The 22125-nt window shown below is 38.9% G+C and carries 29 protein-coding genes, 1 pseudogene and 1 riboswitch; of the genes and pseudogenes, 18 read left to right on the top strand and 12 right to left on the bottom strand.

Annotated features, from left to right (window positions below; translation table 11 throughout):
- Positions 1–21 precede the first annotated feature (21 nt).
- Together AC1DSL_RS01445 and AC1DSL_RS01450 are read left to right on the top strand one after the other, a co-directional pair.
- Positions 22–369 (top strand): fluoride efflux transporter FluC, encoded by a 348-nt coding sequence (locus AC1DSL_RS01445; RefSeq protein ID WP_477530951.1) that lies wholly within the window; start codon positions 22–24, stop codon positions 367–369.
- Positions 366–737: a fluoride efflux transporter FluC gene (locus AC1DSL_RS01450; RefSeq protein WP_477530952.1), complete on the top strand. Its 372-nt coding sequence runs from the start codon at positions 366–368 to the stop codon at positions 735–737. Before AC1DSL_RS01445 ends, AC1DSL_RS01450 begins: the two co-directional genes overlap by 4 nt.
- A 58-nt stretch (positions 738–795) precedes the next feature.
- On the opposite strand, the gene AC1DSL_RS01455 is transcribed toward AC1DSL_RS01450, so the two are convergent.
- Complete coding sequence (locus AC1DSL_RS01455) at positions 796–1776, bottom strand: P1 family peptidase (RefSeq protein WP_477530953.1); 981 nt, start codon at positions 1774–1776, stop codon at positions 796–798.
- Positions 1777–1874: 98 nt separating this feature from the next.
- Positions 1875–2294 carry a universal stress protein gene (locus AC1DSL_RS01460; protein WP_016429707.1) on the bottom strand — a complete coding sequence of 140 codons (420 nt, stop codon included), beginning with the start codon at positions 2292–2294 and terminating at the stop codon, positions 1875–1877.
- A 296-nt stretch (positions 2295–2590) separates the two neighbouring features.
- On the opposite strand from AC1DSL_RS01460, the pseudogene AC1DSL_RS01465 reads away from it, so the two are divergent.
- Positions 2591–2812, top strand: a pseudogene (locus AC1DSL_RS01465) (cation-transporting P-type ATPase); the annotation flags it as partial.
- Between the two features lie 19 nt (positions 2813–2831).
- Positions 2832–3950 carry a GNAT family N-acetyltransferase gene (locus tag AC1DSL_RS01470; protein ID WP_342542871.1) on the top strand — a complete coding sequence of 373 codons (1119 nt, stop codon included), beginning with the start codon at positions 2832–2834 and terminating at the stop codon, positions 3948–3950.
- Positions 3951–3990: 40 nt separating this feature from the next.
- Here the strand turns inward: AC1DSL_RS01470 and AC1DSL_RS01475 are convergent, their stop codons facing one another.
- Positions 3991–4146, bottom strand: a complete 156-nt coding sequence (locus tag AC1DSL_RS01475; protein WP_342542872.1) for a lmo0937 family membrane protein — start codon at positions 4144–4146, stop codon at positions 3991–3993.
- A 305-nt stretch (positions 4147–4451) separates the two neighbouring features.
- On the opposite strand from AC1DSL_RS01475, the gene mntR reads away from it, so the two are divergent.
- From mntR to AC1DSL_RS01505, 6 genes are all read left to right on the top strand, one after another.
- Positions 4452–4874: a transcriptional regulator MntR gene (gene mntR / locus AC1DSL_RS01480; protein WP_016429711.1), complete on the top strand. Its 423-nt coding sequence runs from the start codon at positions 4452–4454 to the stop codon at positions 4872–4874.
- A gap of 24 nt (positions 4875–4898) precedes the next feature.
- Positions 4899–5765 (top strand): CvfB family protein, encoded by an 867-nt coding sequence (locus AC1DSL_RS01485; protein WP_342542873.1) that lies wholly within the window; start codon positions 4899–4901, stop codon positions 5763–5765.
- 162 nt (positions 5766–5927) lie between these two features.
- Entirely contained in the window at positions 5928–6842 is a 915-nt protein-coding gene (locus tag AC1DSL_RS01490) for a DUF1002 domain-containing protein (RefSeq protein ID WP_477530954.1), read from the top strand.
- A gap of 272 nt (positions 6843–7114) precedes the next feature.
- Positions 7115–8083: a ring-cleaving dioxygenase gene (locus tag AC1DSL_RS01495; RefSeq protein ID WP_477530955.1), complete on the top strand. Its 969-nt coding sequence runs from the start codon at positions 7115–7117 to the stop codon at positions 8081–8083.
- Positions 8084–8116: 33 nt separating this feature from the next.
- Positions 8117–8398, top strand: a complete 282-nt coding sequence (locus AC1DSL_RS01500; RefSeq protein ID WP_477530956.1) for a GNAT family N-acetyltransferase — start codon at positions 8117–8119, stop codon at positions 8396–8398.
- Positions 8399–8718: 320 nt separating this feature from the next.
- On the top strand, positions 8719–9213 hold the full coding sequence (locus tag AC1DSL_RS01505; RefSeq protein WP_477530957.1) for a DUF4064 domain-containing protein: 495 nt from the start codon (positions 8719–8721) through the stop codon (positions 9211–9213).
- Positions 9214–9323: 110 nt separating this feature from the next.
- Here the strand turns inward: AC1DSL_RS01505 and AC1DSL_RS01510 are convergent, their stop codons facing one another.
- Positions 9324–9806 (bottom strand): GNAT family N-acetyltransferase, encoded by a 483-nt coding sequence (locus AC1DSL_RS01510; RefSeq protein WP_036660369.1) that lies wholly within the window; start codon positions 9804–9806, stop codon positions 9324–9326.
- A gap of 106 nt (positions 9807–9912) precedes the next feature.
- Between AC1DSL_RS01510 and AC1DSL_RS01515 the strand changes: the two genes are divergently transcribed.
- Complete coding sequence (locus AC1DSL_RS01515; protein WP_477530958.1) at positions 9913–10356, top strand: GNAT family N-acetyltransferase; 444 nt, start codon at positions 9913–9915, stop codon at positions 10354–10356.
- 101 nt (positions 10357–10457) lie between these two features.
- On the top strand, positions 10458–10796 hold the full coding sequence (locus AC1DSL_RS01520) for a hypothetical protein (RefSeq protein WP_477530959.1): 339 nt from the start codon (positions 10458–10460) through the stop codon (positions 10794–10796).
- 108 nt (positions 10797–10904) lie between these two features.
- Here the strand turns inward: AC1DSL_RS01520 and AC1DSL_RS01525 are convergent, their stop codons facing one another.
- Positions 10905–11555 carry a LytTR family DNA-binding domain-containing protein gene (locus tag AC1DSL_RS01525; protein WP_016429721.1) on the bottom strand — a complete coding sequence of 217 codons (651 nt, stop codon included), beginning with the start codon at positions 11553–11555 and terminating at the stop codon, positions 10905–10907.
- A 336-nt stretch (positions 11556–11891) separates the two neighbouring features.
- Here AC1DSL_RS01525 and AC1DSL_RS01530 point away from each other — a divergent pair, with 336 nt between their 5' ends.
- The 4 genes from AC1DSL_RS01530 (at position 11892) to AC1DSL_RS01545 (ending at position 14440) form a co-directional block, all read left to right on the top strand.
- Positions 11892–12674 carry a helix-turn-helix transcriptional regulator gene (locus AC1DSL_RS01530; protein WP_477530960.1) on the top strand — a complete coding sequence of 261 codons (783 nt, stop codon included), beginning with the start codon at positions 11892–11894 and terminating at the stop codon, positions 12672–12674.
- Positions 12675–12769: 95 nt separating this feature from the next.
- Positions 12770–13534: a membrane protein insertase YidC gene (gene yidC, locus AC1DSL_RS01535; protein ID WP_036660322.1), complete on the top strand. Its 765-nt coding sequence runs from the start codon at positions 12770–12772 to the stop codon at positions 13532–13534.
- A 50-nt stretch (positions 13535–13584) separates the two neighbouring features.
- Positions 13585–13833: a hypothetical protein gene (locus tag AC1DSL_RS01540; protein ID WP_342542881.1), complete on the top strand. Its 249-nt coding sequence runs from the start codon at positions 13585–13587 to the stop codon at positions 13831–13833.
- A 70-nt stretch (positions 13834–13903) separates the two neighbouring features.
- Positions 13904–14440 carry a superoxide dismutase family protein gene (locus AC1DSL_RS01545; protein WP_477530961.1) on the top strand — a complete coding sequence of 179 codons (537 nt, stop codon included), beginning with the start codon at positions 13904–13906 and terminating at the stop codon, positions 14438–14440.
- Positions 14441–14456: 16 nt separating this feature from the next.
- Here AC1DSL_RS01545 and AC1DSL_RS01550 read toward each other — a convergent pair whose 3' ends face one another.
- Entirely contained in the window at positions 14457–14588 is a 132-nt protein-coding gene (locus AC1DSL_RS01550) for a hypothetical protein (protein ID WP_016429726.1), read from the bottom strand.
- 82 nt (positions 14589–14670) lie between these two features.
- On the bottom strand, positions 14671–15828 hold the full coding sequence (locus AC1DSL_RS01555; protein ID WP_477530962.1) for a 3-phenylpropionate MFS transporter: 1158 nt from the start codon (positions 15826–15828) through the stop codon (positions 14671–14673).
- 121 nt (positions 15829–15949) lie between these two features.
- Between AC1DSL_RS01555 and AC1DSL_RS01560 the strand changes: the two genes are divergently transcribed.
- The gene (locus AC1DSL_RS01560; RefSeq protein ID WP_477530963.1) at positions 15950–16846 is read left to right on the top strand and encodes a M15 family metallopeptidase; all 897 of its coding nucleotides are present in this window, start codon (positions 15950–15952) and stop codon (positions 16844–16846) included.
- A 154-nt stretch (positions 16847–17000) separates the two neighbouring features.
- Positions 17001–17813, top strand: a complete 813-nt coding sequence (locus tag AC1DSL_RS01565) for a LysM peptidoglycan-binding domain-containing protein (RefSeq protein ID WP_477530964.1) — start codon at positions 17001–17003, stop codon at positions 17811–17813.
- 181 nt (positions 17814–17994) lie between these two features.
- Here the strand turns inward: AC1DSL_RS01565 and queF are convergent, their stop codons facing one another.
- The 5 genes from queF to cls all read right to left on the bottom strand — a co-directional run bounded on the left by queF (position 17995) and on the right by cls (position 22113).
- Positions 17995–18492 (bottom strand): preQ(1) synthase, encoded by a 498-nt coding sequence (gene queF, locus AC1DSL_RS01570; protein WP_477530965.1) that lies wholly within the window; start codon positions 18490–18492, stop codon positions 17995–17997.
- 15 nt (positions 18493–18507) lie between these two features.
- Complete coding sequence (gene queE, locus AC1DSL_RS01575; protein ID WP_477530966.1) at positions 18508–19215, bottom strand: 7-carboxy-7-deazaguanine synthase QueE; 708 nt, start codon at positions 19213–19215, stop codon at positions 18508–18510.
- Positions 19212–19637 carry a 6-carboxytetrahydropterin synthase QueD gene (gene queD / locus AC1DSL_RS01580; RefSeq protein WP_016429732.1) on the bottom strand — a complete coding sequence of 142 codons (426 nt, stop codon included), beginning with the start codon at positions 19635–19637 and terminating at the stop codon, positions 19212–19214. Before queD ends, queE begins: the two co-directional genes overlap by 4 nt.
- Positions 19634–20302 carry a 7-cyano-7-deazaguanine synthase QueC gene (gene queC / locus AC1DSL_RS01585; protein ID WP_016429733.1) on the bottom strand — a complete coding sequence of 223 codons (669 nt, stop codon included), beginning with the start codon at positions 20300–20302 and terminating at the stop codon, positions 19634–19636. Before queC ends, queD begins: the two co-directional genes overlap by 4 nt.
- A 169-nt stretch (positions 20303–20471) precedes the next feature.
- Positions 20472–20515: riboswitch (PreQ1 riboswitch) on the bottom strand.
- Between the two features lie 140 nt (positions 20516–20655).
- Positions 20656–22113, bottom strand: coding sequence for a cardiolipin synthase (cls, locus tag AC1DSL_RS01590; RefSeq protein WP_477530967.1), 1458 nt, complete (start codon positions 22111–22113; stop codon positions 20656–20658).
- Positions 22114–22125: the final 12 nt, after the last annotated feature.

Raw genomic sequence — 22125 nt, forward strand, 5'->3', positions numbered from 1 at the left:
ATGTTAGGGCGTGTTAATCGTATGAAGGAATTTTTATTAGTGGGCATCGGTGGAATGATTGGTGCATTATTGCGCTATAGCGTGATGTTGACAACGCCAGATACGCTTGTTTTATGGATAGTAAATCCAATCGGTAGTTTCGTTTTGGGATGGTTGACAAGACGTGCTGCCACTACCGGAAAAACCGCTTCCGTTTTATGGACAACAGGAGTTCTCGGTTCATTTACTACATTTTCAACTTTTTCTGCGGAATGGCTAGATCTAATGCAAAATCATTTTGTGTTGGCAATGGCTTATGGTCTTGGCATGACATTGACTTGTTTTGTTACAGCCGCGTTAGGCTATAAGTTTGGAGGTGCATGTAAATGACACTTTTCTCAATAGTACTTGGTGGTTGTTTTGGCGCTATGTTGAGATATGCCATTTCCCTAAAAATCCAAGGTATGAAAGGAATTCTGTTGATTAACTGCGCAGGTTCCTTCTTGATGGGCTTATCCCTTTATATAGCCGTGGAAACGAGCTGGTTGCTCATATTTTGGACAGTTGGTTTTTTAGGTGCATTCACAACCTTTTCGACTTTTGCCGTTCAATTCATTGAAAGCTGGTCGAATGGACAGCAACGAAAAGCAGTAGGTTATGCATTTTTCACCCTCGTCGGTGGTTTTTTGTCCGTCACCCTCGGATGGTGGATTGGAACTGTTATATGCGAATTGCGAATAGATTGTCTCAAACCGTGAATAGAGGGAAATATGAAAGTAGTAAAGGGTCTTCCGTGAGAACGGAAGTCCCTTTTTATTAGAAATGCCCTTTTTCAATGACTCTGCCTAAACGACCCGTTGTAGTTTCAGCGAAGCGAATAGACTGATAAACAGATTCTTCCGTAGCTTCAATCGCCGCTTGGAATAGTTCATTCATAAGAGGATGATCATCCCTTAATAACGTTTGTGTTTCAAACGGATGATTTGATTCATGTGAAATGATAGTGGCATTAGAGAATGCGATAACAATGTCACCACTGCCGTTATGAATGTGTGTGCCCGTTCGGCCGAGTCCGATTGCTGCACGTTTCGCCATTCGCTTCAATTGACGTGCGTCTAGAGGAGCGTCTGTTGCAACGATGATAATGACGGACCCATCTGGTTTGTCCAAATTGTCTTGTGCCCAATTTGCCATTCGACACTCATGAGCACGACCGAAATTCGTTAGTGTAAGAACTCCCACGGTAAAAGCGTATTCTTCATGTTTAGCAATTCGCGATGAACTGCCGATGCCTCCTTTCACCCCGTAACAAATCATCCCGGTACCAGCACCAACTGCACCTTGTTCAAAACTTCCAGGTGTAGCGTTCTCCAGAGCTTCAATCGCATGTTCGGGACGAACCGCCATAAGGCGAATCGAATTTAAATGACTATCGTTGCATTCTCCCACTACCAAATTAAGCGAACTCGTTGAATCTCCGATTGCTGGATTTTGTTCCAACATGAAGGAGAGTGTGCCCTCTAATACCGCTCCGACACTGAATGTATTTGTCAGCATTATGGGCGATTCCATTAATCCCAGTTCTTCAAGTTGAATGAGACCGACCGTCTTGCCGAAGCCATTCAGGACAAAACTTGCAGCAGGTACTTTATGTAGGAATGGATTTTGCTCATGTGGCAATATCGCAGTGACCCCTGTACAAATCGAATCTTTTTCATCCAAATATTGTTTCAGCGTGACATGTCCCACTTTTATACCGGGTACATCTGTAAGTAAATTTAATGGACCTTTTTCCACTTGATCATCTCCTGAACGAACATAAAGACTGACCAATGAATTGGTCAGTCTGAGTTCGAGTTTATAAGTAAGTACTGAATTCATTTGCTTCAAGGTGTTTATTTGATTAGTAGGACAGGTGAATGTACACGTTTTGCCACTTTATGACTTACACTACCAAGCACCATTTCCTGTAGGGTATTTAGCCCCCGGCTGCCGATTACCACGATATCGTAATTTTCCTGGTTCGCATGCTCCACAATGACAGGACCGGCTTCACCATGCAGCAATTTAATTTCAGTTGAAATCCCTTTGGACGTAAATAATTCTTTTATAGGCATAATCTTGTTTTTGCGATCTATATGCAACTCTTCACTACTCATGCTATGAATGACATCAGTCCTTGTTTTATCGTAATCCAAAACATATAACAAGGTAACATGCGCATCCGGACTTGAGCTCGCCAGGAAAACAGCGTGAGTTGCTGCTCTCTTCGAATGTACAGAACCATCTACGGCCACCAAAATTTGTTTATACATCCTCAACCCCCCTTAGTGAAGTGATTCTTCTCTGAACCTTATATACATGATATATATTCTCTAGAGTGAAAGCTAAATCCTTTATTTGCGCAGATACATTTTTATTATTTGGAGTAAGCGAAGCAATCTTTAAGTACTTCCTAAGAACCAAAACGACGGTGAAAGAAATTTGTGCAACCTGGAATGCCATTCTGTCTACCTGGAACCCAAAAGTGTCAACCTGGACCCCGATACTGTCTACCTGGAACCCCAAACTGTCAACCTGGACCTCGATTCCAAATCATAACGCTTAAGAAATGGAGGATGACCTGGAAAAACTTCCATATACCATTCATTTGAGCCGAAAAGCATTGCGTATTATTAAAGAAAACATTATGTTTGCATTAGGTTTAAAAATAGTGGCGTTACTGCTGATCATTCCAGGGTGGCTGACTCTTTGGATTGTGATCTTTGCAGATATGGGGGCAACGTTACTCGTTGTATTGAATTCAATGAGATTACTGCGCATTCAAAAGTAACGCCGTTCGGGGGAAGAGCATGCGATTAACAGAATGGACAATGGAAGAGCAAGAACAACTGATACATTTTATGACCACAAATACCTGGCCTTTTCACGGAAATTCAAATCCTGCGAGAGAAATTATTGAAAAGACTATTGAAGAGGGCGGGTACGAATCAGACGAAGTCAAAACGTTTTGGGTCGAAAATGATGAGCAGCAAAAAGTTGGTATTGTAAAAGTGTTCGATTTGCAAGATGAAATACCCGTATTTGATTTGCGGATTGCTGATAGTTATCGGGGTCATGGATACGGTCCCGCTGCTTTAATCAAAGTGGCGGAATATGTATTCAATCTGCCTGAAAAGAAAATTCGTGTGGAAGGGCATACTCGACAAGATAACTTTGCCATGCGCAAAACGTTTGAACGTGCAGGGTTTGTAAAAGAAGGGCATCTTCGAAAAGCTTGGTTTTCACCAAAAGAAAATTCCTATTATGATGCTATTACGTATGGAATAACAAGGGAAGACTTTATTGAAGGTACGACTACCCCGGTCTTATGGGATGATCAGCAAGTACCTGAGAAATCGGAAGCGAAAGTACATGTCGCGATGCGTAATTTCCCGGATTCATTTGAATCGGAGAGACTCTTTATCCGTGCACCAAAAGTTGAAGATGCACCACTGGTGTGGGAAAGTGTCAAAGTATCCCACAAAGCCCTCCAACCATGGATGCCGTGGGCACAAAGTAGTCAAAAAATCGAAGACACAACTGAAAATACAAGACAGGCTGTTGCCGATTTTGTCACAAGGAAAGATTTGCGACTTCATTTGTTTTTAAAAGAAACAGGTGAGTTTATTGGGGCAAGCGGCTTTCATCGTATAAATTGGGACATACCTAAAGTTGAAATTGGGTACTGGTTGGACAGTCGATTTGAAGGGAAAGGCTATATGACGGAAGCGGCTGAGCGTTTGACTGAATTTGCTTTCGAAGAGTTGGGAGCCAGAAGAGTGGAAATTCGGTGCGATACAGATAATGTGAGAAGTCGGGCTGTCGCTGAACGATTAAAATTTACGCTAGAAGGAATTCTGAAGCAAGAGTCGCTATCTGCGGATGGTAAATATATACGTGATACTTGTATCTACGCCAAAATCAAATAACATGAAAAGGGATGTCCGTAATATACGGACATCCCTTTTGTTACAGTTTTCGTTTACCCGTTACTAATTGTACGACTAAAATGATACCTGCAATTAATAAAATCAAGTGAATCAGACCGCCGCCAATTTTAAATACAAGTCCTAATAACCAAATAACTAATAATACGACGATGATCATCCATAAAATTCTACCCATTCAAGCTCATCCTCTCTGCATTTAGGCCGCTTTTATATTAGTAAAGTACCCCTGATATTTTCGCCATAAACCACTCAAACTAAAATTAAGTTGTTTTTTGTACGTTTCGGCATATATAGCTTGCATAACCTACATAATTAGGAGATGCAACTTTGTAATTAACTCTTTTGAGGAAGTATCTGCTGTTAATGATCATTCAGCGTCTGTGTAGATTTTAGCATCCTGTTGCACTTTGCTTTATTCATTGAGAACGATAAGCGACTATAGTACACTTATATAAGCTATGGAAAGAGAGGAACAGAGTGATGCCGACACCTAGTATGGAAGACCATATTGAACAAATCTATATGCTGATTGAGCAAAAAGGATATGCGCGTGTATCGGATATCGCTGAATCTCTTTCAGTTCTTCCTTCTTCTGTAACGAAAATGGTTCAAAAACTCGACAAAGATGGATACTTGATATATGAACGCTACCGAGGTCTGATGTTAACACCGAAAGGGTTGAAATTAGGAAAGCGGTTGGTTAAGCGTCATGATTTGTTGGAACAATTTTTGCGTTTAATTGGCGTACAGGAAGACAAAATATATGAAGATGTTGAGGGAATAGAACATCACTTAAGCTGGAATTCGATCGATCGTATTGCAGACTTGATTCAAGCGATGGAAGAAAACCCTGACTTTCTTCAAAAACTTGAAGAACTTAAAGAACAGCAACAATCAGAATAGGAAAAAGCGAAAGGAGTGTCCGCTATGAGCGAAATGATATCTGGAGAAATTGTTGACTTACAGATAAAGTCACAGGAATCTTCTAAATGGATATTATCCAATGGTGAAATTGAAGTACCAATCAATGGATCTGAAGCACCTGAAGGAGTTCAGGAAGGCGATACAATTAAAGTATTTTTATTTAAAGACCGTCGTGGCAATTTAAGTGCAACTTCCACATTGCCACATATCACAAAAGGTACTTACGGATGGGCAAGAGTCATTAAAATGGACGAGCGTGAAGGTGCAGTCGTCGATATCGGCAGTTCACGTGAAGTGATTGTGAAACCATCTGACTTGCCATTATTAAAAGAGCTATGGCCAAAAACTGGTGATCATTTATACATGACATTGAGAACCGATTTTAAAGGAGACTTATTCGGTCGACTGGCAACCGAAGATCGCGTAGCTGAAACATTCGTGGAAGCGCCGACATCTGTAATGAATGAAAATTTGAAGGCTAGAGCATACCGCTTATTGCCAATCGGTTCGTTTTTCATCAGCGTTCCTCAAGGGTACAGAGTGTTTGTTCACCACACGGAACAAATGGCTGAACCACGTATAGGTGAAGAAGTTGAAATTCGGGTGATTGGTGTGAAAGAGGATGGGTCATTGAATGGCTCGATGCTGCCACGAAAACAGGAGCGATTGATGGATGATGCAGAAACACTGTATCGTTACTTGCAGGATGTTGGCGGTAAAATGCCATTTACTGATAAATCAACTCCAGATGAAATTTACGACATGTTCAATTTGAGCAAAGCTTCTTTTAAACGTGCACTAGGAAAGTTAATGAAAGAAAAGAAAATTGAACAAAAAGATGGTTGGACTTTGGTCAAATCTGACATTTAAGTTTAAAATACACTTTTAATGGGCACAAAAAGAATGGGGAGAAAAATCTCGCCGAAACTTTTTGTGCCTATTCGTCGTATTATCAAAAGGGAAGCATATTCATAGACAGAATGGCTTGACCCATCACAATAAGAATTGTTCGTTCTGAGAGGAGAAATATCAATGAAAAAGAATATTGTCCGCTTTGCTTCATTTCTATTAGCTGCCTCGTTGCTAATGCCTTCTGGTGCTTTGGCAAGCACAGGTTCCTCATCTTCTGGAAATGTAATTAATGAAAAATTTGGCATGCCAATCGTCGTGTACGGAGCTGATTTAACAGAAGCTGAAAAACAAAGTGTCAAAGACAGTCTGAATGTGACGAGTGAAAGCGAAGTCGAAGAAATCTCAGTAAATGGCGATGATTTAGTTAAGTATATTAAAGATGGAGATTCGTCAGCCCGTATGTTTTCATCCGCAAAAATCACACGCGAGGATGCAGGCAAAGGCTTAGTGATTAAAATCGTGACAGAAGAGAATATCACGCAAGTAACCGCTGAAATGTACGAAAATGCAATGTTAACTGCCGGAATCGAAGATGCAACGGTTGAAGTGGCAGCACCAAAGAAAGTAACGGGTCATTCCGCTTTAGTGGGGATTTACAAAGCATATGAAGTCAGTGGAGAAACATTGGACAAAGAGCGTACGGATGTAGCGAATGAAGAACTTTCCGTGGCAACCATTTTAGCTGATAAATCGGGTATTGATGATGCAAAAGTAAGTGAACTGTTAACGGAGATTAAAAAAGATATCGCAGAACAAAATCCTGCAACTAAAGAAGAAGTTGAAAAGATTGTTCAAGATCAATTGGCGAAACTCCAAATTGAGTTAAGTCCAGAAGACCGTCAATTATTGGTCGATTTAATGGATCGTATTCGACAACTGGACATCGATTTCAGTAAATGGTCTGATCAGTTGAATGACTTAAGCAAAACAATTGAAGATAAAATCGGCAACATTGTTGATAATGAAGGCTTTTGGCAAAGTGTTAAAGACTTCTTCAATAGTTTAATCGATTCCATTCGGTCATTATTTAATTAAGTGAAAAACCTCCCAAGTGGAGGTTTTTTTTCATGAAGTGAAATGTTTAAATCTTGTACATGCAGCTACTTTCTTTCAAGGCTCAATTGGTCTAGCTCCAGTGCCAGAAAGGCGAAATATTCGTTTATTCCTTCCATCATCGGTGTAAAACTAGAGCGGAACTTTTCACTTTTCTACATTGAAACAGAACAATTGCGCATCCTTTAATTGCGTGCTAAACTAAAAGAAAAAATATCTCGAATTCGAGATATTTTTATATAGGAGGAATTATTATGGAATTGGCCGGTATTCATCATGTATCAGCAATTACAGCGAACGCTGAAAAAAACTTTGATTTCTTTACTCGTATAATGGGTATGCGACTCGTGAAAAAAAGTGTGAATCAAGATAACACATCGTCATATCATCTGTTTTATGCGGATGCAGTAGGTACACCTGGGACGGATATGACCTATTTTGATATTCCGCACGCAGCAAAAACAGTACCTGGTGTTTCAAGCATCAGTAACACGGCTTTTCGCGTAAAAAGTGAAGATGCCCTGGCATTTTGGAAAGAACGCTTTACGGAACACAATGTTTATTTCGAAGAAGTGATTGAACGTTTCGGAAGAAAAACGATGTATTTTGAAGACTTTGAAGGATCACGTCTCATGTTGGTAGTTGATGATGGAAAAGGAGTACCTTATGGAATCCCTTGGACAAAATCAGCGGTTCCTGAAGAATTTGCAGTTGTTGGATTAGGGCATGTCACTTTGACTGTTCGCAAAGCTGAACAAACACAACTTGTCTTGACTGAAGTATTAGGTTTTACAAAAGTAGGCACGTATCCATCACCTATTCAAGGAATGCCTGAGATTACGGTTTTCTCCACTGGGGAAGGAGGGCCTGCGTCAGAAGTGCATATTGAAGAACGTCCCGATTTGCCAATGGAGCGACCAGGTCGTGGGAGTGTCCATCATGTGGCATTCCGGGTAAAAACGTTTGAAGACTATGATAAATGGGAAGAGTTACTCCGTTCAAAAGGATTTATGACTTCTGGCAAAGTTGATCGCTACTACTTTAAATCAATTTATTTCCGTGAACCAAATGGAATATTGTATGAACTTGCAACTGATGAGCCAGGGTTTGCCACTGATGAGTCAATGGATACATTAGGTGAAACCCTTGCATTGCCACCGTTTTTGGAATCACGTCGTGAACAAATTGAAGCCTCACTTCGCCCGCTTTCATTGAAAGAGTAAATTATGCTACACTGAAAAAAAGGAGTGGTGGTAATGGAGTTCCAGTTTATAGAATTAGGTCATGATGCATACGCATTTGTGCATGAAAAAGATGGTCAGGCCTTAGGGGAAATTACATGGACGTTGCTTGGGGATGTAATGGTGATGGATCATACATTTGTTTCTCCTGCACTTCGAGGGCAAGGGGTAGCTAAACAATTACTCGATCGTTCAGCAGAATATGCTCGGGAAAACGTATATAAAATGGAAGCCGTTTGTTCATATGTCGTGTCTGCTTTCAATCAATCTGATGAATATGAAGATCTTAAAGCATAAAAAAGGCAATCCGCTAATTCATTTAGTGGGTTGCCTTTTATGTCGACTTCGTCATATTGTTTATCCCTCACATTTGAGTAAAAATAAATAAAAATCCAGTTAATACGGAAGACCCTACCATTGTGTACATGAAATCTGATTGACTGAAAATTAATTTCTTTTCCATCTTGCATCAACTCCTTCCATTATGGTATTACTGATTGTGTACCCGTGCATTCCACTTTTAAAACAGGTTTATTCATAATTTCTTAAGGGAATAAAGAATAATGAAACCATATTACCTGTGGTTCGTACATAATATAGTAAATAAAATTTAAGAGGTGAATGCTTTGAGCAGAGCGGGAGAAGTAACATTAGGTGTAATTGGTACTATATTAAACGTCATTTTATTAATTTTTGCGACACTTACAGTTGTGGGGGCATCCAATGCAAACCCCGATGAAATGAAACAAATGTTAGAAAAAGAAATAATGTTATCCGATCCGTCCATGACAGCTGAAGACATTGCTGTATTTAATGATGTTGTTGATGTCGGTCTGAATGTAGTCGGCGTGGTAGGATGGGTAATTGTTGTAACTTTACTTATCAGCGTCATTTTAAGTATATTGGGCGTAGTGAAAGTGTCCAAAAACAAGAGTCCGAAAGCTGCAGGAATCTTATTCATCTTTGCAGGGTTATTGTCAGGTATTTTGTTATTAGCGCCAATTTTGTTCTACATTGCAGCAATTATGTGTTTCGTGCGTAAAACACCTGTAGAAGATTCTTACTACAACAATGAAGTGCAACATCAAAATCAACCACAACAACCATTATAAAAAAGTGGAAAGCGCTAATCTAGTCTAAATCTAGCGCTAACCATATACGGCTTTTACAGGTAGGTTTTAAGTTTAATAGCCTAACTAGATAAGAAAACGCCTGTTAACATTTAATTGTTAACAGGCGTTTTTAAATAATAAACATATTTAGCTGTCGATAAAGGGTGTCCTTCAAAAAACTCATCGAACTCTTCGACACATGTAAAATTACTACGTTCATAGAATGTACGACCTTTTTGATTTTCGCTTTCAACGTAAACAAATAATTGTTGAGCATCTTGAATGTGTTGCAGTCCTTCATTTAATAACTGCTTCCCATATCCTAAATGCTGATGCGAAGGCAATAAATAAATGGCTGTCAGCTCGGCATCTCCATCTTCATCTACACGCGTGAAATTGGCAAACCCAATAATTTCGTCATCATGAATAGCGACATACACAGATGTTTTTTCTAAACGTTTCATCATCATGGCATTTGAATAAGCCCGTTCAATAAATAAATCTTGAATTTCAGCTGGAATAATACCTTCATAAGTATCATGCCAACTAATCTTAGCGATTTGCTGTACCGCAGCAATATCGTCTTGTTTCATCGCTCGTATCAAATCGTCTCACCTCAAAATTCTTTCAACTATCATACCAAAGATTTCACTTGTATGCCATAGCTGTGAAATAATATCCTCAAGGGGAGTGGAAAATATGTGGACAATCAAATCATTTCAAGAGTTATCAACATTCGAACTTTATACATACTTACAATTGCGAGTGGATGTCTTTGTAGTAGAACAATCATGTCCCTATCCCGAGATAGATGGATGCGATATGGATTCATACCATCTCGCTTATATTGAAAATGGTGAATTGCTTTCATATGCACGCATTTTACCTGCCGGGATAAAATATAACCGTATTTCAATTGGAAGAGTGATTGTGAACAAAAAAGCACGGGGGAGAGGGCTGGCAAAGCAATTAATGGAACAGGCAATATCTTTTAGCAGTGAAAAATGGCCAAACGGTGATATTCAATTGCAAGCTCAAACGCAGCTGAAACATTTTTATGGAACTTTTGGCTTTGAGGAAATTTCGGAAGAGTATAACGAAGATGGAATTCCACATGTCGATATGCTATTGCACAAGTTTTGATAATGTCATCATTTTGCCATCATTATGAAGTGTTGAACATGAAAATAAGGGGTATCTAATAGTTATAAAAAGAAATTAGATTTTTTGGAGGATTGGTGACAATGGGAAAAGGGAATAATCGTTCATTACTGTTAGCCGGACTGGCAGCAGGAGCATATGCTTACTTTAGTAAACCTGAAAATCGTGAAAAAGCACTAGTAGCTTTCAATAATACGAAAACAAAATTCAATGCCTATATGGAATCACAAAAAGTGAATAAAACAGAATTGACGAAGGCAGGTCATTCAGAACCTCATGATATTGACGACAATAAAATGGTAGGCGAAGGTGCCATGACAAGTGTTCATTATTACAACGAGTCAGTCCAGGATAAAAACAAACAATCGGATTCAAATGATACAGATCCAATTGAAAAGAAATTGGATACGGAAAATGAATAAAAAAGAAGGCTACGCTACGAGCGAGCGTACCCTTCTTTTTTTTTGGAAGTGATTAAGGTCAAAAGTATCACCGTTAAACATACTAAAGAACTATTCGCGTGATTACATTTAGAATCCGAGGGATCTTCGGAAATAACTAGCATATCGCTGACTGACAGGAATTCTGGTTCCATCAGTCATCTCAAGTAAAAAAGTCGAATGGGAATCAGGTTGAATTTCTTTAATGAATGCGATATTGACTATGTATGAACGGTGACATCTGATAAAGGTTTCCGAAGAAAGAAACAATTCCAATTCACTTAAATTAAAACGGTGATAACCTTCCTTACTTTCGGTTTTCACAAACGTTTTTCTTAGCTGGGTTTCCAGGAAAAGGACATGTTCATGTTTAACAGGATACCAATTTTCGTCCGTTTTTATCGTCATATATTGACTTAAAAATGGAGAAGGTTGATGGGGAAGTATTGCAGTTACTGCACCTTTGGTTTTACCCTCTTCGATAATGGGGATACTCATTCCATAATAAGATACACCAAAAAGATCAGGATCTATAAACTCGTTCACTTTTTGACCATATAAAAGAGCTTTATGTGTTGCCGTTCCTTCTTTTATCGGATCACCAGGAAGTATTTTTAAATCAATTCTTTTACTCGGTTGATAATACACATACTCGTTGGTATTTGATATCGCAATGGATGCTTGCTCAGGAAAAAACTCCTGTATGACTTTCATGATTTCATTTATTGATTTTGTGTCCAATTACTGCACCTCATTTTTAAACGAAATTCTCTTTTTCACACTATTTTACCATATAAAACACTTAGGGTCAGAGGAGGTATTTTCCTTGAAAAAAGCCTTGTTCCTTCATCAGGTAAAGAATTAGCAGAAACCTATTAATATTTGTATTATATCTGCAAAAATCCTAATATATTAAATGTCTCTTGTTTCTTTTGATGGAGCATGTCGTACAGATGTGATAAAATACCTAATATTACAGAAAATTTACAAAAAATAAAAAAGTAATAAAACTATATTCATAGATGACAATTAATTATATAGTTAACTAATATGGTGAAATACGGGTGGTGAGTTTTTATGCAGTTAAATCAATCAACAGGCAGTGAAACAATAGCTAAAAAATATATGAGTGAAATTGAAATATCCTCTCAGTTTGAAGGAATAGATGATTTCTTTGAATTGGAAGCTAAGCTTTTGTATGAAATTCACCATTTGGAAACGGAACAAGCAAAGAAAACCTTGCATCTAATTATCGATCTAATATCTCTGAGAGCAGGTAAGCAGACGATTCGTGGAGTTAAAAATTACTTCAATGTGCTGTCATCCATTATGGCGAGGAAATTATATGAAAACCAAGTGCCTTCAAAAAAGGCTTTTGCTTTTAATGCAGCCTGTATCGAAATGATTGATTTTCATATGAGTGACGCGGCATTCCTTCAATTTGCAGATGATTTAATCGATTTTTTTGTGTCCGTAATTTCCGAAAGAAAACAACCTACCTTCAGTCATCAAACCGTAAATAAAGTAATTTTGTTTATTAACGAGGAAGTAGAATCCGAATTGACAGTAGAAGATATTGCAAAGCATTTCCAAGTCACCACGAGCCACCTATCACGAATTTTCCGGGAACATGTTGGGATTACGCTGGTAGAATATTTAAATGTCAGACGTGTGGAAGAATCACAATACTATTTGCGCCATACAAACAAAAGTATTTCAGCGATTTCAAGACAATATCATTTCTGCAATCAGAGCTATTTCACCCGAATATTTAAGAAATATACAGAGGTTACTCCTAAACAATTTCGTGACCAAAAAGAACATGAATATTTTAGGTTTACATTACCAACAACAGTTTAAAGAGTCGTCCATACGACTCTTTTTTCTCTGGATTTGAAATTTGGTAGTCATATAAGGTATACTTTTCTATAGTTTAAAAGATGAAGGTGAACCTAGTGAAGAAAAAAATCGGATTACTGTCAATGCTTGTGATGGCTGCCGTAGTTTTAAGTGGTTGTTCGGGTGTTGAAAATAAGGAAGGGTTTTTCTATGACTTTTTAGTATACCCTTTTGAATATTCGCTTAACTTTTTTGGTGATTTGTTTAACGGAAGTTTCGGCTTAGCTATTATTGCGATTACTGTATTGATTCGACTTATATTAATGCCTTTAATGTTGCGTAACTATAAAAATCAACAAGGCATGAAAGTCAAAATGGATGCAATGAAGCCAGAAATGGATGAAATCCAAAAGAAAATTAAAGCATCGAAAGACAAAGAAGAGCAAATGAAGTTACAGCAAGAGATGATGGGACTTTACCGTAAACATAATGTAAATCCATTAAATATGGGTTGCTTGCCTATGTTGATACAAATGCCAATCATTATGGGACTTTATTTTGCGATTTTGCATTCTCCAGAAGTAAAGGATCATCAATTCTTATGGTATAGTTTGGGATCACCTGATATTATCATGACGTTGATTGCAGGTGCTGTTTACTTCTTACAAGCAAAAGTGTCATTATGGACCGTTCCTGAACAACAAAAGCAGCAAATGAAGATGTTTGTGTATATCTCACCAATCATGATTATGTTCGTGTCATTTACATCGATGGCAGCTCTACCACTTTACTGGACAGTTGGTGGTTTACTGTTAATATTCCAAACCTATTTAGGACGCAAGTTTTACTCGAATCATCCTGAAAAAGCATTAGAAGAATAACATGAAAAAGTCGGTGGCACATTGCCCCGACTTTTTTTCTAGGAGAGAGCATGATGAAGACTAATTGGTTAATCGGTTTACTCATGACCGTTTTAAGTATATTGGCCATTGTATTTATTATTAAAGGGAACATTAACATGGCTGTTTTGTTCATGACCGCGATATTCGCCATAACGAATGGTTATCGTGCGATGAAGTTAAAAGAAAGTGGATTTGGCAAAGAGGCTAAGTGGATGAAATCGGTAGCCATATTGTTTGTAATTGCGTTTTTCGTAACACTTTTAATGATGTTTCTTTAAAAGTGTATAAACTATAAATTTTAAGCCATCATGCTAATGAGAGACTATATTCATGCATGGAGGTTTTTAGATGAAAAAATGGATGATAGTATGTGTTGCTATACTCACATCAGGATGCATTCCCCAAAATGATTCAATTCCAGTAAGTGGTGTGATTGAACATTCACTTGCAACCACTATTGTAGATGCCACTGGTAAAGGAATAGGTTCAGCAGAGTTAACCGAAACAGAATCGGGAGTTAGAATTCATCTAATGCTGAAAGGACTAACACCAGGAGTCAAAGCAGTTCATTTCCATGAAGTAGGAAAGTGTGAATATCCGAAGTTTACAACTTCAGGAAGTCATGTGAATCCTGCAAAAAAACAACATGGTTTTGAGAATCCCAAAGGGTTTCATGCCGGAGACCTTCCTAATTTGACCGTGAACGAAAATGGCGAAGTAGATTTAGAAATTACTTCTCCGCATGTGACACTAGAAAAAGGAAAATCAAATTCATTACTTGATGATGATGGAAGTGCATTAGTGATTCATGAAAAAGCAGATGATTATGTGACGGATCCTTCAGGGAACTCGGGAGATCGAATTGCTTGTGGAGTACTCAAATAAAAAACGTTCGTAACCTTTAACGGTTGCGAACGTTTTTCTGTTTATTGTCTCTGTTTTTGTCTCGGGTTCTATCTTCTTTACGGTTTTCTAAGAGTTCATCTAATTGATGCATTAATAGTAGCACGTCGAACTTTGAGATTCGTGACATATAGACACACTCCTGTCTCGATTTTGTTACTATATGATTCGTATTGCAAGATAGTTTTCTGTCCGTCTAATGAAAAAAGTTTTTAATATGAGAACTTTTTTCTTGTAAGCAGTACGATAACGATGGATGGAATGGAACATAACGTCATGCCCAAGAAAGCGGCCCCTGGATGAATTTCATATAAATATCCGCCTGCCAACGTCAATATAGCAGTACTTAAACTAAAGGCAAATGCGGCATACATTCCTTGAGCCGCAGGGATGTCACTGGGAGATAGACTCCTTGAAATATACTGGATAAAGGCATAATGCGCCACACCAAAAGAAGCAGCGTGAAGCAACTGAGAGATGTTAAATACCCAAACGTTGGGGAAAAGATAGATCAAGACCCAACGAATAGTGGATCCGATGCCAGCAATCAAAAACATGGTAGACACTTTGGTGTTGGCGAAGAGTTTGTCTGCTCTAGTGAAAAATAAAATTTCCAAAAGAACCGCGACATTTAAAACTAACCCAATATATAAACTGTTCACGCCAAGATCTTGTAAGTAGATATAACCAAAGTTGTAATAGGAAGCATGGGCTCCTTGGAGTAATATAGCAAGGATCAACACGGTTACAAAAGGTTTGGAAGAAAGTAAACGTTTGAAATTGGATTTTCTGTTTTCTCCATCAATAGACTTGTGTTTCACGGTAAGAGAAACAGGAGCTGGACGCGTATGCAAAATCCACATAAAAGCAAGTCCAGCCAACATAACCCATAGAATAGCCTGTTCCGACCATATAGCTACAACCGCTCCGATGAGTAAGAGACCTACCGTATAGCCAATTGAACCAAAGGAACGACTTTTTCCGTAATGTATTTGTTCATTTTGAATTAAAACCGACGCGCTACTTTCCATCGCAGGAAGCAAATTTGGATAAACGAAATTAAAAGCAATAGTGATAAGTAGTAATGACACGAATGTGTTGGCGGGAATATACAATGCCATGACCAACAATGACAAAAATGCCGTCCACATCATCACTACACGAAGAGAGAAGATTTTCGTAGCTGCAGGAAATAACACAAATGTAGATATGGCACGCGCCAGCATTCCTGCCCCCATAATAAGACTTGCATGAGAAACGGAAAGTCCTTTTTCCGTTGTTAACCAGCCTGTCCAAAAGGGGAGGAATACGCCCCATGTAAAGAAGAAGGCGAAGAAATTAGTAGATAACCATTTTTGCGAATTTATCATAAATGAAACCTCTTATCTATTTCAATAGTCTAATGTATTATAGCGAAAAAATATTGATGGGTGTCATCTATAAACAATTTAATGGTAAAATAAATATAAGTAAAATGAAAGAAGGCTTCTCATGCAATCTCCAAAATACCGTTTTAATAAAAAAGATAAAAAGAATTGGCCAATTGTCCTCGCTGTTATTCTAGGTTCCCTTGTATTACTTGCACCTGTGGTTTGGATGGGATTACACAACTGGAGTCTGGATGAAAGTATAACTGCTATGAATTTTCAAAAAACAGATGAACCTGAACCATCACATAGTACGGACAAACAGGTGGATGAAGTAAATGAAGATCCAAATCAAACTCAAAAGCCGGAACTGCCTAAAGAAACTGTCCCTCCAAAGAAACCGGAAAAGACTGAAACACCAGTCGAGCCGAAAGAAAGTCCATCACCACCAGTTGAAAAACCAGCAAGCGATGAATATATACCAAATCAAAAATATCCATCAACCCCGACACTCGTAGAAGGGTTTGTTATTGCAAATAAACACTATCCATTACCGACAGACTACAATAAAGGCGAAGATTCAAAGGCCCGTGAAGCTTTCGATCAAATGGCAGCTGCCGCTAAACTTGATGGCTTTGAACTGGTAGCATTCAGTACGTTCCGTTCTTTTGAGCGACAGGAGACATTATATAATCAATATGTTTCGAAAGACGGTCAACAAGCTGCAGATCAGTATAGTGCACGCCCTGGATACTCTGAGCATCAGACAGGTTTGGCTTTTGATATCGGAGAGAGAAACTTTGAAAAGCACTGGGCTTCTGCTTCTTTTGGAAAAACACCAGCAGGCCAATGGATTGCAAGTAATGCCCATAAGTATGGGTTTATCATGCGATATCCACTTGGGAAAGAAGAAGTAACGGGCTATATGCACGAGTCATGGCATTTCCGTTATGTAGGAGTAGAGCCTGCTACGGATATGTTTACACATAAACAGACGCTGGAAGAATATTTAGATCTATAAAAAGAAGAGGATTCGTTCCTCTTCTTTTTATTTTGTATCGATATGTTAATGTAGTTATCCTTAATCTGGAGGCTGTGTAAAGTGTCTAACCTTACGCTTTTCCGGGAACCACTTTGCGTACCAATGTATAAGATGGGGTAAAAGGAGTTCATACATGACGGTTAGTGAAAATACCCAATATGTCTATACGGTTCAACCTAGTGATACCCTGTACAGCATTGCCAGGCGTTTTGGCAGTACAGTCGCTGCTATTGAACAAGCAAACTCCCTATATCCGCCCTTCACCGATCCTGGCTTGATCTTTCCCGGTCAATTACTCATAATTCCGGGGGGAAGATTCGGTTTTCAAAATGAAGTGTATTACGTAGTCTCCCCAAGTGACACTTTGTTTTCCATAGCACAACGGTTTTCTGTGTCTACAGACCTTTTATTTGGCATTAACTCACAGATAGCGAATCCCAATTTTATTTTTTCAAACCAAGTCATTCGTGTCCCGGCATTCATATATGAAGTATCTAGTGGAGACTCATTATCGCGAATTTCCAGTCAAACAGGAGTGTCTCTGGAAAAAATAATTAGAGCGAATGAACGTCGGGCAGGATTTTCCCCTGAAGTGCTGTATCTTGGCTATCGCTTACTTATGCCGTTACCTGCTTCCCGCAACATACTGGTCCTACATCCATTGCCAGGGGATGTACTTCAATCAGGTGGCTTAATTCAAGGAATGGCAAGGGCTTTTGAAGCAAATGTACTTTATAGCATCTTGGACACACAAGGAAATGTGGTATCCAAGGAGAAAAGCATAACGGCACGTGCAGCCGGACCTGAATATGCTGAATTCTCCACCAATGCTCAATTCGAGCTTAAACCCTCCACGCCTACAGGTGAATTAAGAGTCTATACACGAAGTGCCAATGATGGAAGCATTCAAGATTTGGTAAGAGTAAAGGTTCGGTTTGAAGAATAATAAATAGTCTATGTTAAACTATCCTGTTGTTTATCGTACATTTGCGCTTGCCGGTTCGTCCGCGGAAAGGGAGATGAGTCCCTCTCTATTTTTATATCTATATTAGCTAACCGAATAGTTTAAAAAAGCCTGAATCAAAAAAGACACTCAAATTTCTGAGTGTCTTTTTCTTGGTTATATATTAACGATTATCAATCGTTTCTGGATACATGTCGTGATTCATCATGCGATGTGCAGCCATTTCTTCATATTTGGTACCAGGTTTTCCATAGTTCGTATAAGGGTCAATACTGATACCGCCACGCGGAGTAAATTTGCCCCAAACTTCGATGTAGCGTGGGTCCATCAATTCAACCAAGTCGTTCAAGATGATATTCATGCAGTCTTCATGGAAGTCTCCATGATTTCTAAAGCTGAACAAATATAATTTTAGGGAMTTACTTTCGACCATTTTAATATCAGGAATATAACTGATATAAATCGTAGCGAAATCGGGCTGGCTAGTGATTGGACATAATGAAGTGAACTCCGGGCAATTGAACTTCACGAAATAGTCTCTATATGGATGTTTGTTATCGAATGATTCCAACACACCGGGATTATATGAAAAATCATATTGTACATTTTGATTGCCTAATAAACTGATTCCTTCTAAATCTTCTTTTTGACGGCCACTCATCTTATTTCCTCCTAGTTAGACACCGCGTTTATTTCCCCAAACTAATGCGTGCAATTGGGGCAATACTTTAGCATCGTTCATAATAGTAGATTTCATGGCACGGTCAATCAGCCATTCAAATCGGGTCAATAGAGTCGAAACCAATGCTTGATCATCGACGGTTAGTACATCTTCATTTCCGACCTGCAAGTAGAAAGGAACGGCCGGATAACGCATGTGTACCATTTCTGCAAAATCAAAGTCTTCTTCATTGAAAACGACAACCTTCAGACTGATATGGGAGTCTTTTAAATTCATCATGAAAGTATCAAGTTTGTTAAAATCAGTCACCATTAGCGAGCTCGGTGGTTTTGGGGAAATCGTGATATCATCGATTTCTGTTAGCCAGTCTTGCCAAAATGATCCTTGTGTTTCAATGGCCACTTTCCATCCTTGCTCGTGACATTGGTTGATGAATTCACCCAACCCTTTATGAAGAGCAGGATTGCCCCCTGAAATCGTTATATGTGAAAAAGCGTCTCCGCCGATTTCTTTGAGTGAAGAAATGATTTCCTCTGCTTTCATTGCAGTACTTTTACCGGTTCCATCCCAAGTGAATTTGGAGTCGCACCATGAACATGAATAATCACATCCGCCCGTACGGACAAACATCGTCTTTTGTCCAATGACCATTCCTTCACCTTGTATGGTGGGTCCGAATATTTCCATCACAGGTATTTTCATAGCAGATCCTCCGCTTTCGGACGATACACAACATAGCTGGTAGGGGTTTCACGAACCACAACTTGAATACATTTTGGTTGGTTGGACAAAGTCATCAATTTCTGTTGGATGGTCGTCCAAATCACTTGAGCTACTTGTTCGGTCGTAGGGTTATTCTGTTTGAATTCTGGATGATCATTCAGCACTGTATGATCATATTTTTTGTGAATGAGATGTTTAATCACTTTGAAATCAATAAGAAAACCCATTTCATCCAGTTCGTCTCCAGCAATCGTAATGTTGATGAAGTACGTATGGCCGTGCATATATTGGCAGTTGCCCGCGTCGGCATGTGGAATGAAATGCGCCGCAGACAAATGCATATCTTTGTTTAATTCAAATCGGTAAGTATGAGGTGTTTGTGGGTAAAATTGCTGAATCACTGGGCTGCACTCCCTTGTTTTTCTTCAAGGTAAGTTGTTAACCCATTTTTGCGCAATACGCATGACGGACACTCGCCACAGCCATCCCCGCGAACTCCTTCATAACAAGTGAGTGTTTTGGTGCGGACAAAATCCAACGCGCCTAATTCATCAGCGAGTTTCCATGTTTCCGCTTTATTCAACCACATTAATGGTGTTTGGAATTCAAGTGAAGTATCCATAGCCAGGTTAATGGAAACATTAAGTGCTTTTACAAATACATCACGACAATCTGGGTATCCACTGAAATCAGTTTCACAAACGCCTGTAATGATATGGCGTGCCCCAATTGACTGAGCATAAACGGCCGCAAATGATAGGAATAAATGATTTCTTCCTGGGACGAATGTTGATGGCAATTCACCATCGACTGCATCGGTTACTGCAATGTCATCTCTGGTAAGTGCATTGGCAGATAGCTGGTTGATTAGTGTCATATCCAACACTTTAAATGGCACGTTTAATTCCTTGGCAATTTCTTCTGCACATGTAATTTCTTCGATATGTCGTTGACCGTAGTCAAACGTAACTGTATACACTTCTTCGTACTGTGTTAAAGCCCACAGTAGACAAGTGGTACTGTCCTGGCCACCACTAAAGACGACCACTGCTTTTCCTTGTTTCATTGCTCATTTCTCCTTTTGAAGAATGAGTATTCGACATCTCTATTTAGGTGATTCAGTTTTCGAACATCACATATAAACATGAAAATGGCAGTCACCGAGCGAATCGGCGGATGCATGAACTGAATTGGGGCTGATTAAGCACAAAAAACTGTAATGCTAAGCAACAGTTTTCACCTTAGTTTTTTATAGAGGGAGTTTGCGAACCTCTTCCTATTTTGTTACATCGTACATAATAGCACAGAACGGATAGAGTGCATATAAAATAGGGGCTTTTAATAGTGTTGAGTCCGTTGCACCAAATAAAAAGGCATGAAGATTAAATTATCTTCATGCCGGTTTTAAAGTAGTCATTATTAAAGAATAGGAGATAGAAGTCTGGAGAAAGACTCCTTCAATTTAATTATTCTTGTCCGGGATTCATAAAGTTCCCATGTTAACTCCCTGGATAACAACATATCCTGCTCAAATAACTCAGCCAATTGATGGGAAGTTTCCCGATCATAAATAAAGGCATTCACTTCGAAGTTTAATTTGAAACTGCGTACATCAATATTTGCTGTCCCAACAGTAGAGGCTTCATCGTCGACTACAATCATTTTCGTATGCAGGAAACCATTGTCGTAAATATATACTTTTGCCCCTGCTTTTATTAGATTGCCGACGTACGAGTAAGTCGCCCAGTAAACAAACATATGGTCAGGTTTATTTGGAATCATAATCCGTACATCAATACCGGATAGACAAGCAATGCGAAGTGTATCCATAAAACTCGCATCGGGAATGAAATAAGGTGATTGAATATAAATATATTTCTTAGCCATTGTAATTAACTTCAAATAACCATTTTTGATTTGTTCCCACTCTGAATCAGGTCCACTTGAAACAATTTGCAAGCCGACTGATCCTTTCAAAGGAATAGCAGGGAAATAACGATCGGAGTATTCGATATCCTGTTCCTTCGATGCCGCCTGGTTCCAGTCCAAAATAAATCTTGTTTGCAAAGGGTGAAGGGCACTGCCTTCAATGCGTAAATGTGTATCGCGCCAATAGCCGAATTTGCGATCTAATCCTAAATACTCGTCTCCAACGTTAAATCCACCAATATAGCCGACGCGTCCATCAATTACAACGATTTTGCGATGATTACGGTAATTCATTCGAGGATTAACGAGCGGCATGATCGAAGGGAAAAATGCTTCCACTTCGCCACCCAAATCCATAAGTTCCTTGAAATGTTTTTTACGAACTCCCCGTGAGCCCATATCATCAAAAAGTAAACGGACCTTCACGCCTTGCTTTGCCTTTTTAATGAGTACATCATAGATGCGACGACCGAGACCATCTAAACGGAAAATATAATATTGAATATGAATGTGGTCTTTCGCGTGTTCCAGGTCTTCTAATAAAGCGGAAAACTTTTCATTTCCATCATTGTAAATCGTCAATGCATTATCCTGTGTCAGTACAGCATGATTGTTACGCAAGTGCATGTAAATCATATCTTGGTAGTCTTGGGAATCGTCAAGACGATACTCAAAAGTTCCTTCTTCGATTGCATCAATTTGATAATCTATCAAGTTATCAATCCCGATTTTACTGCGACCTTCCCATCGGAATAAATGCCTTTTACGTAATTGTCTACCCAACATCAAATAAAGAATGAATCCTAGGATAGGAATAAAAAATAAGACCATCAACCATGCCCATGTTGAAGAGGCATCTCGCCGCTCAAGGAAGATTAACACAATGGCTAGAAAAATATTAAGTATGATAATGGCGGAAAAGCCGATGCCGAGTAAATTGGCAGCCATATAGTCCCTCCT

This window comes from Paenisporosarcina sp. P4_D4 (assembly GCF_056401835.1).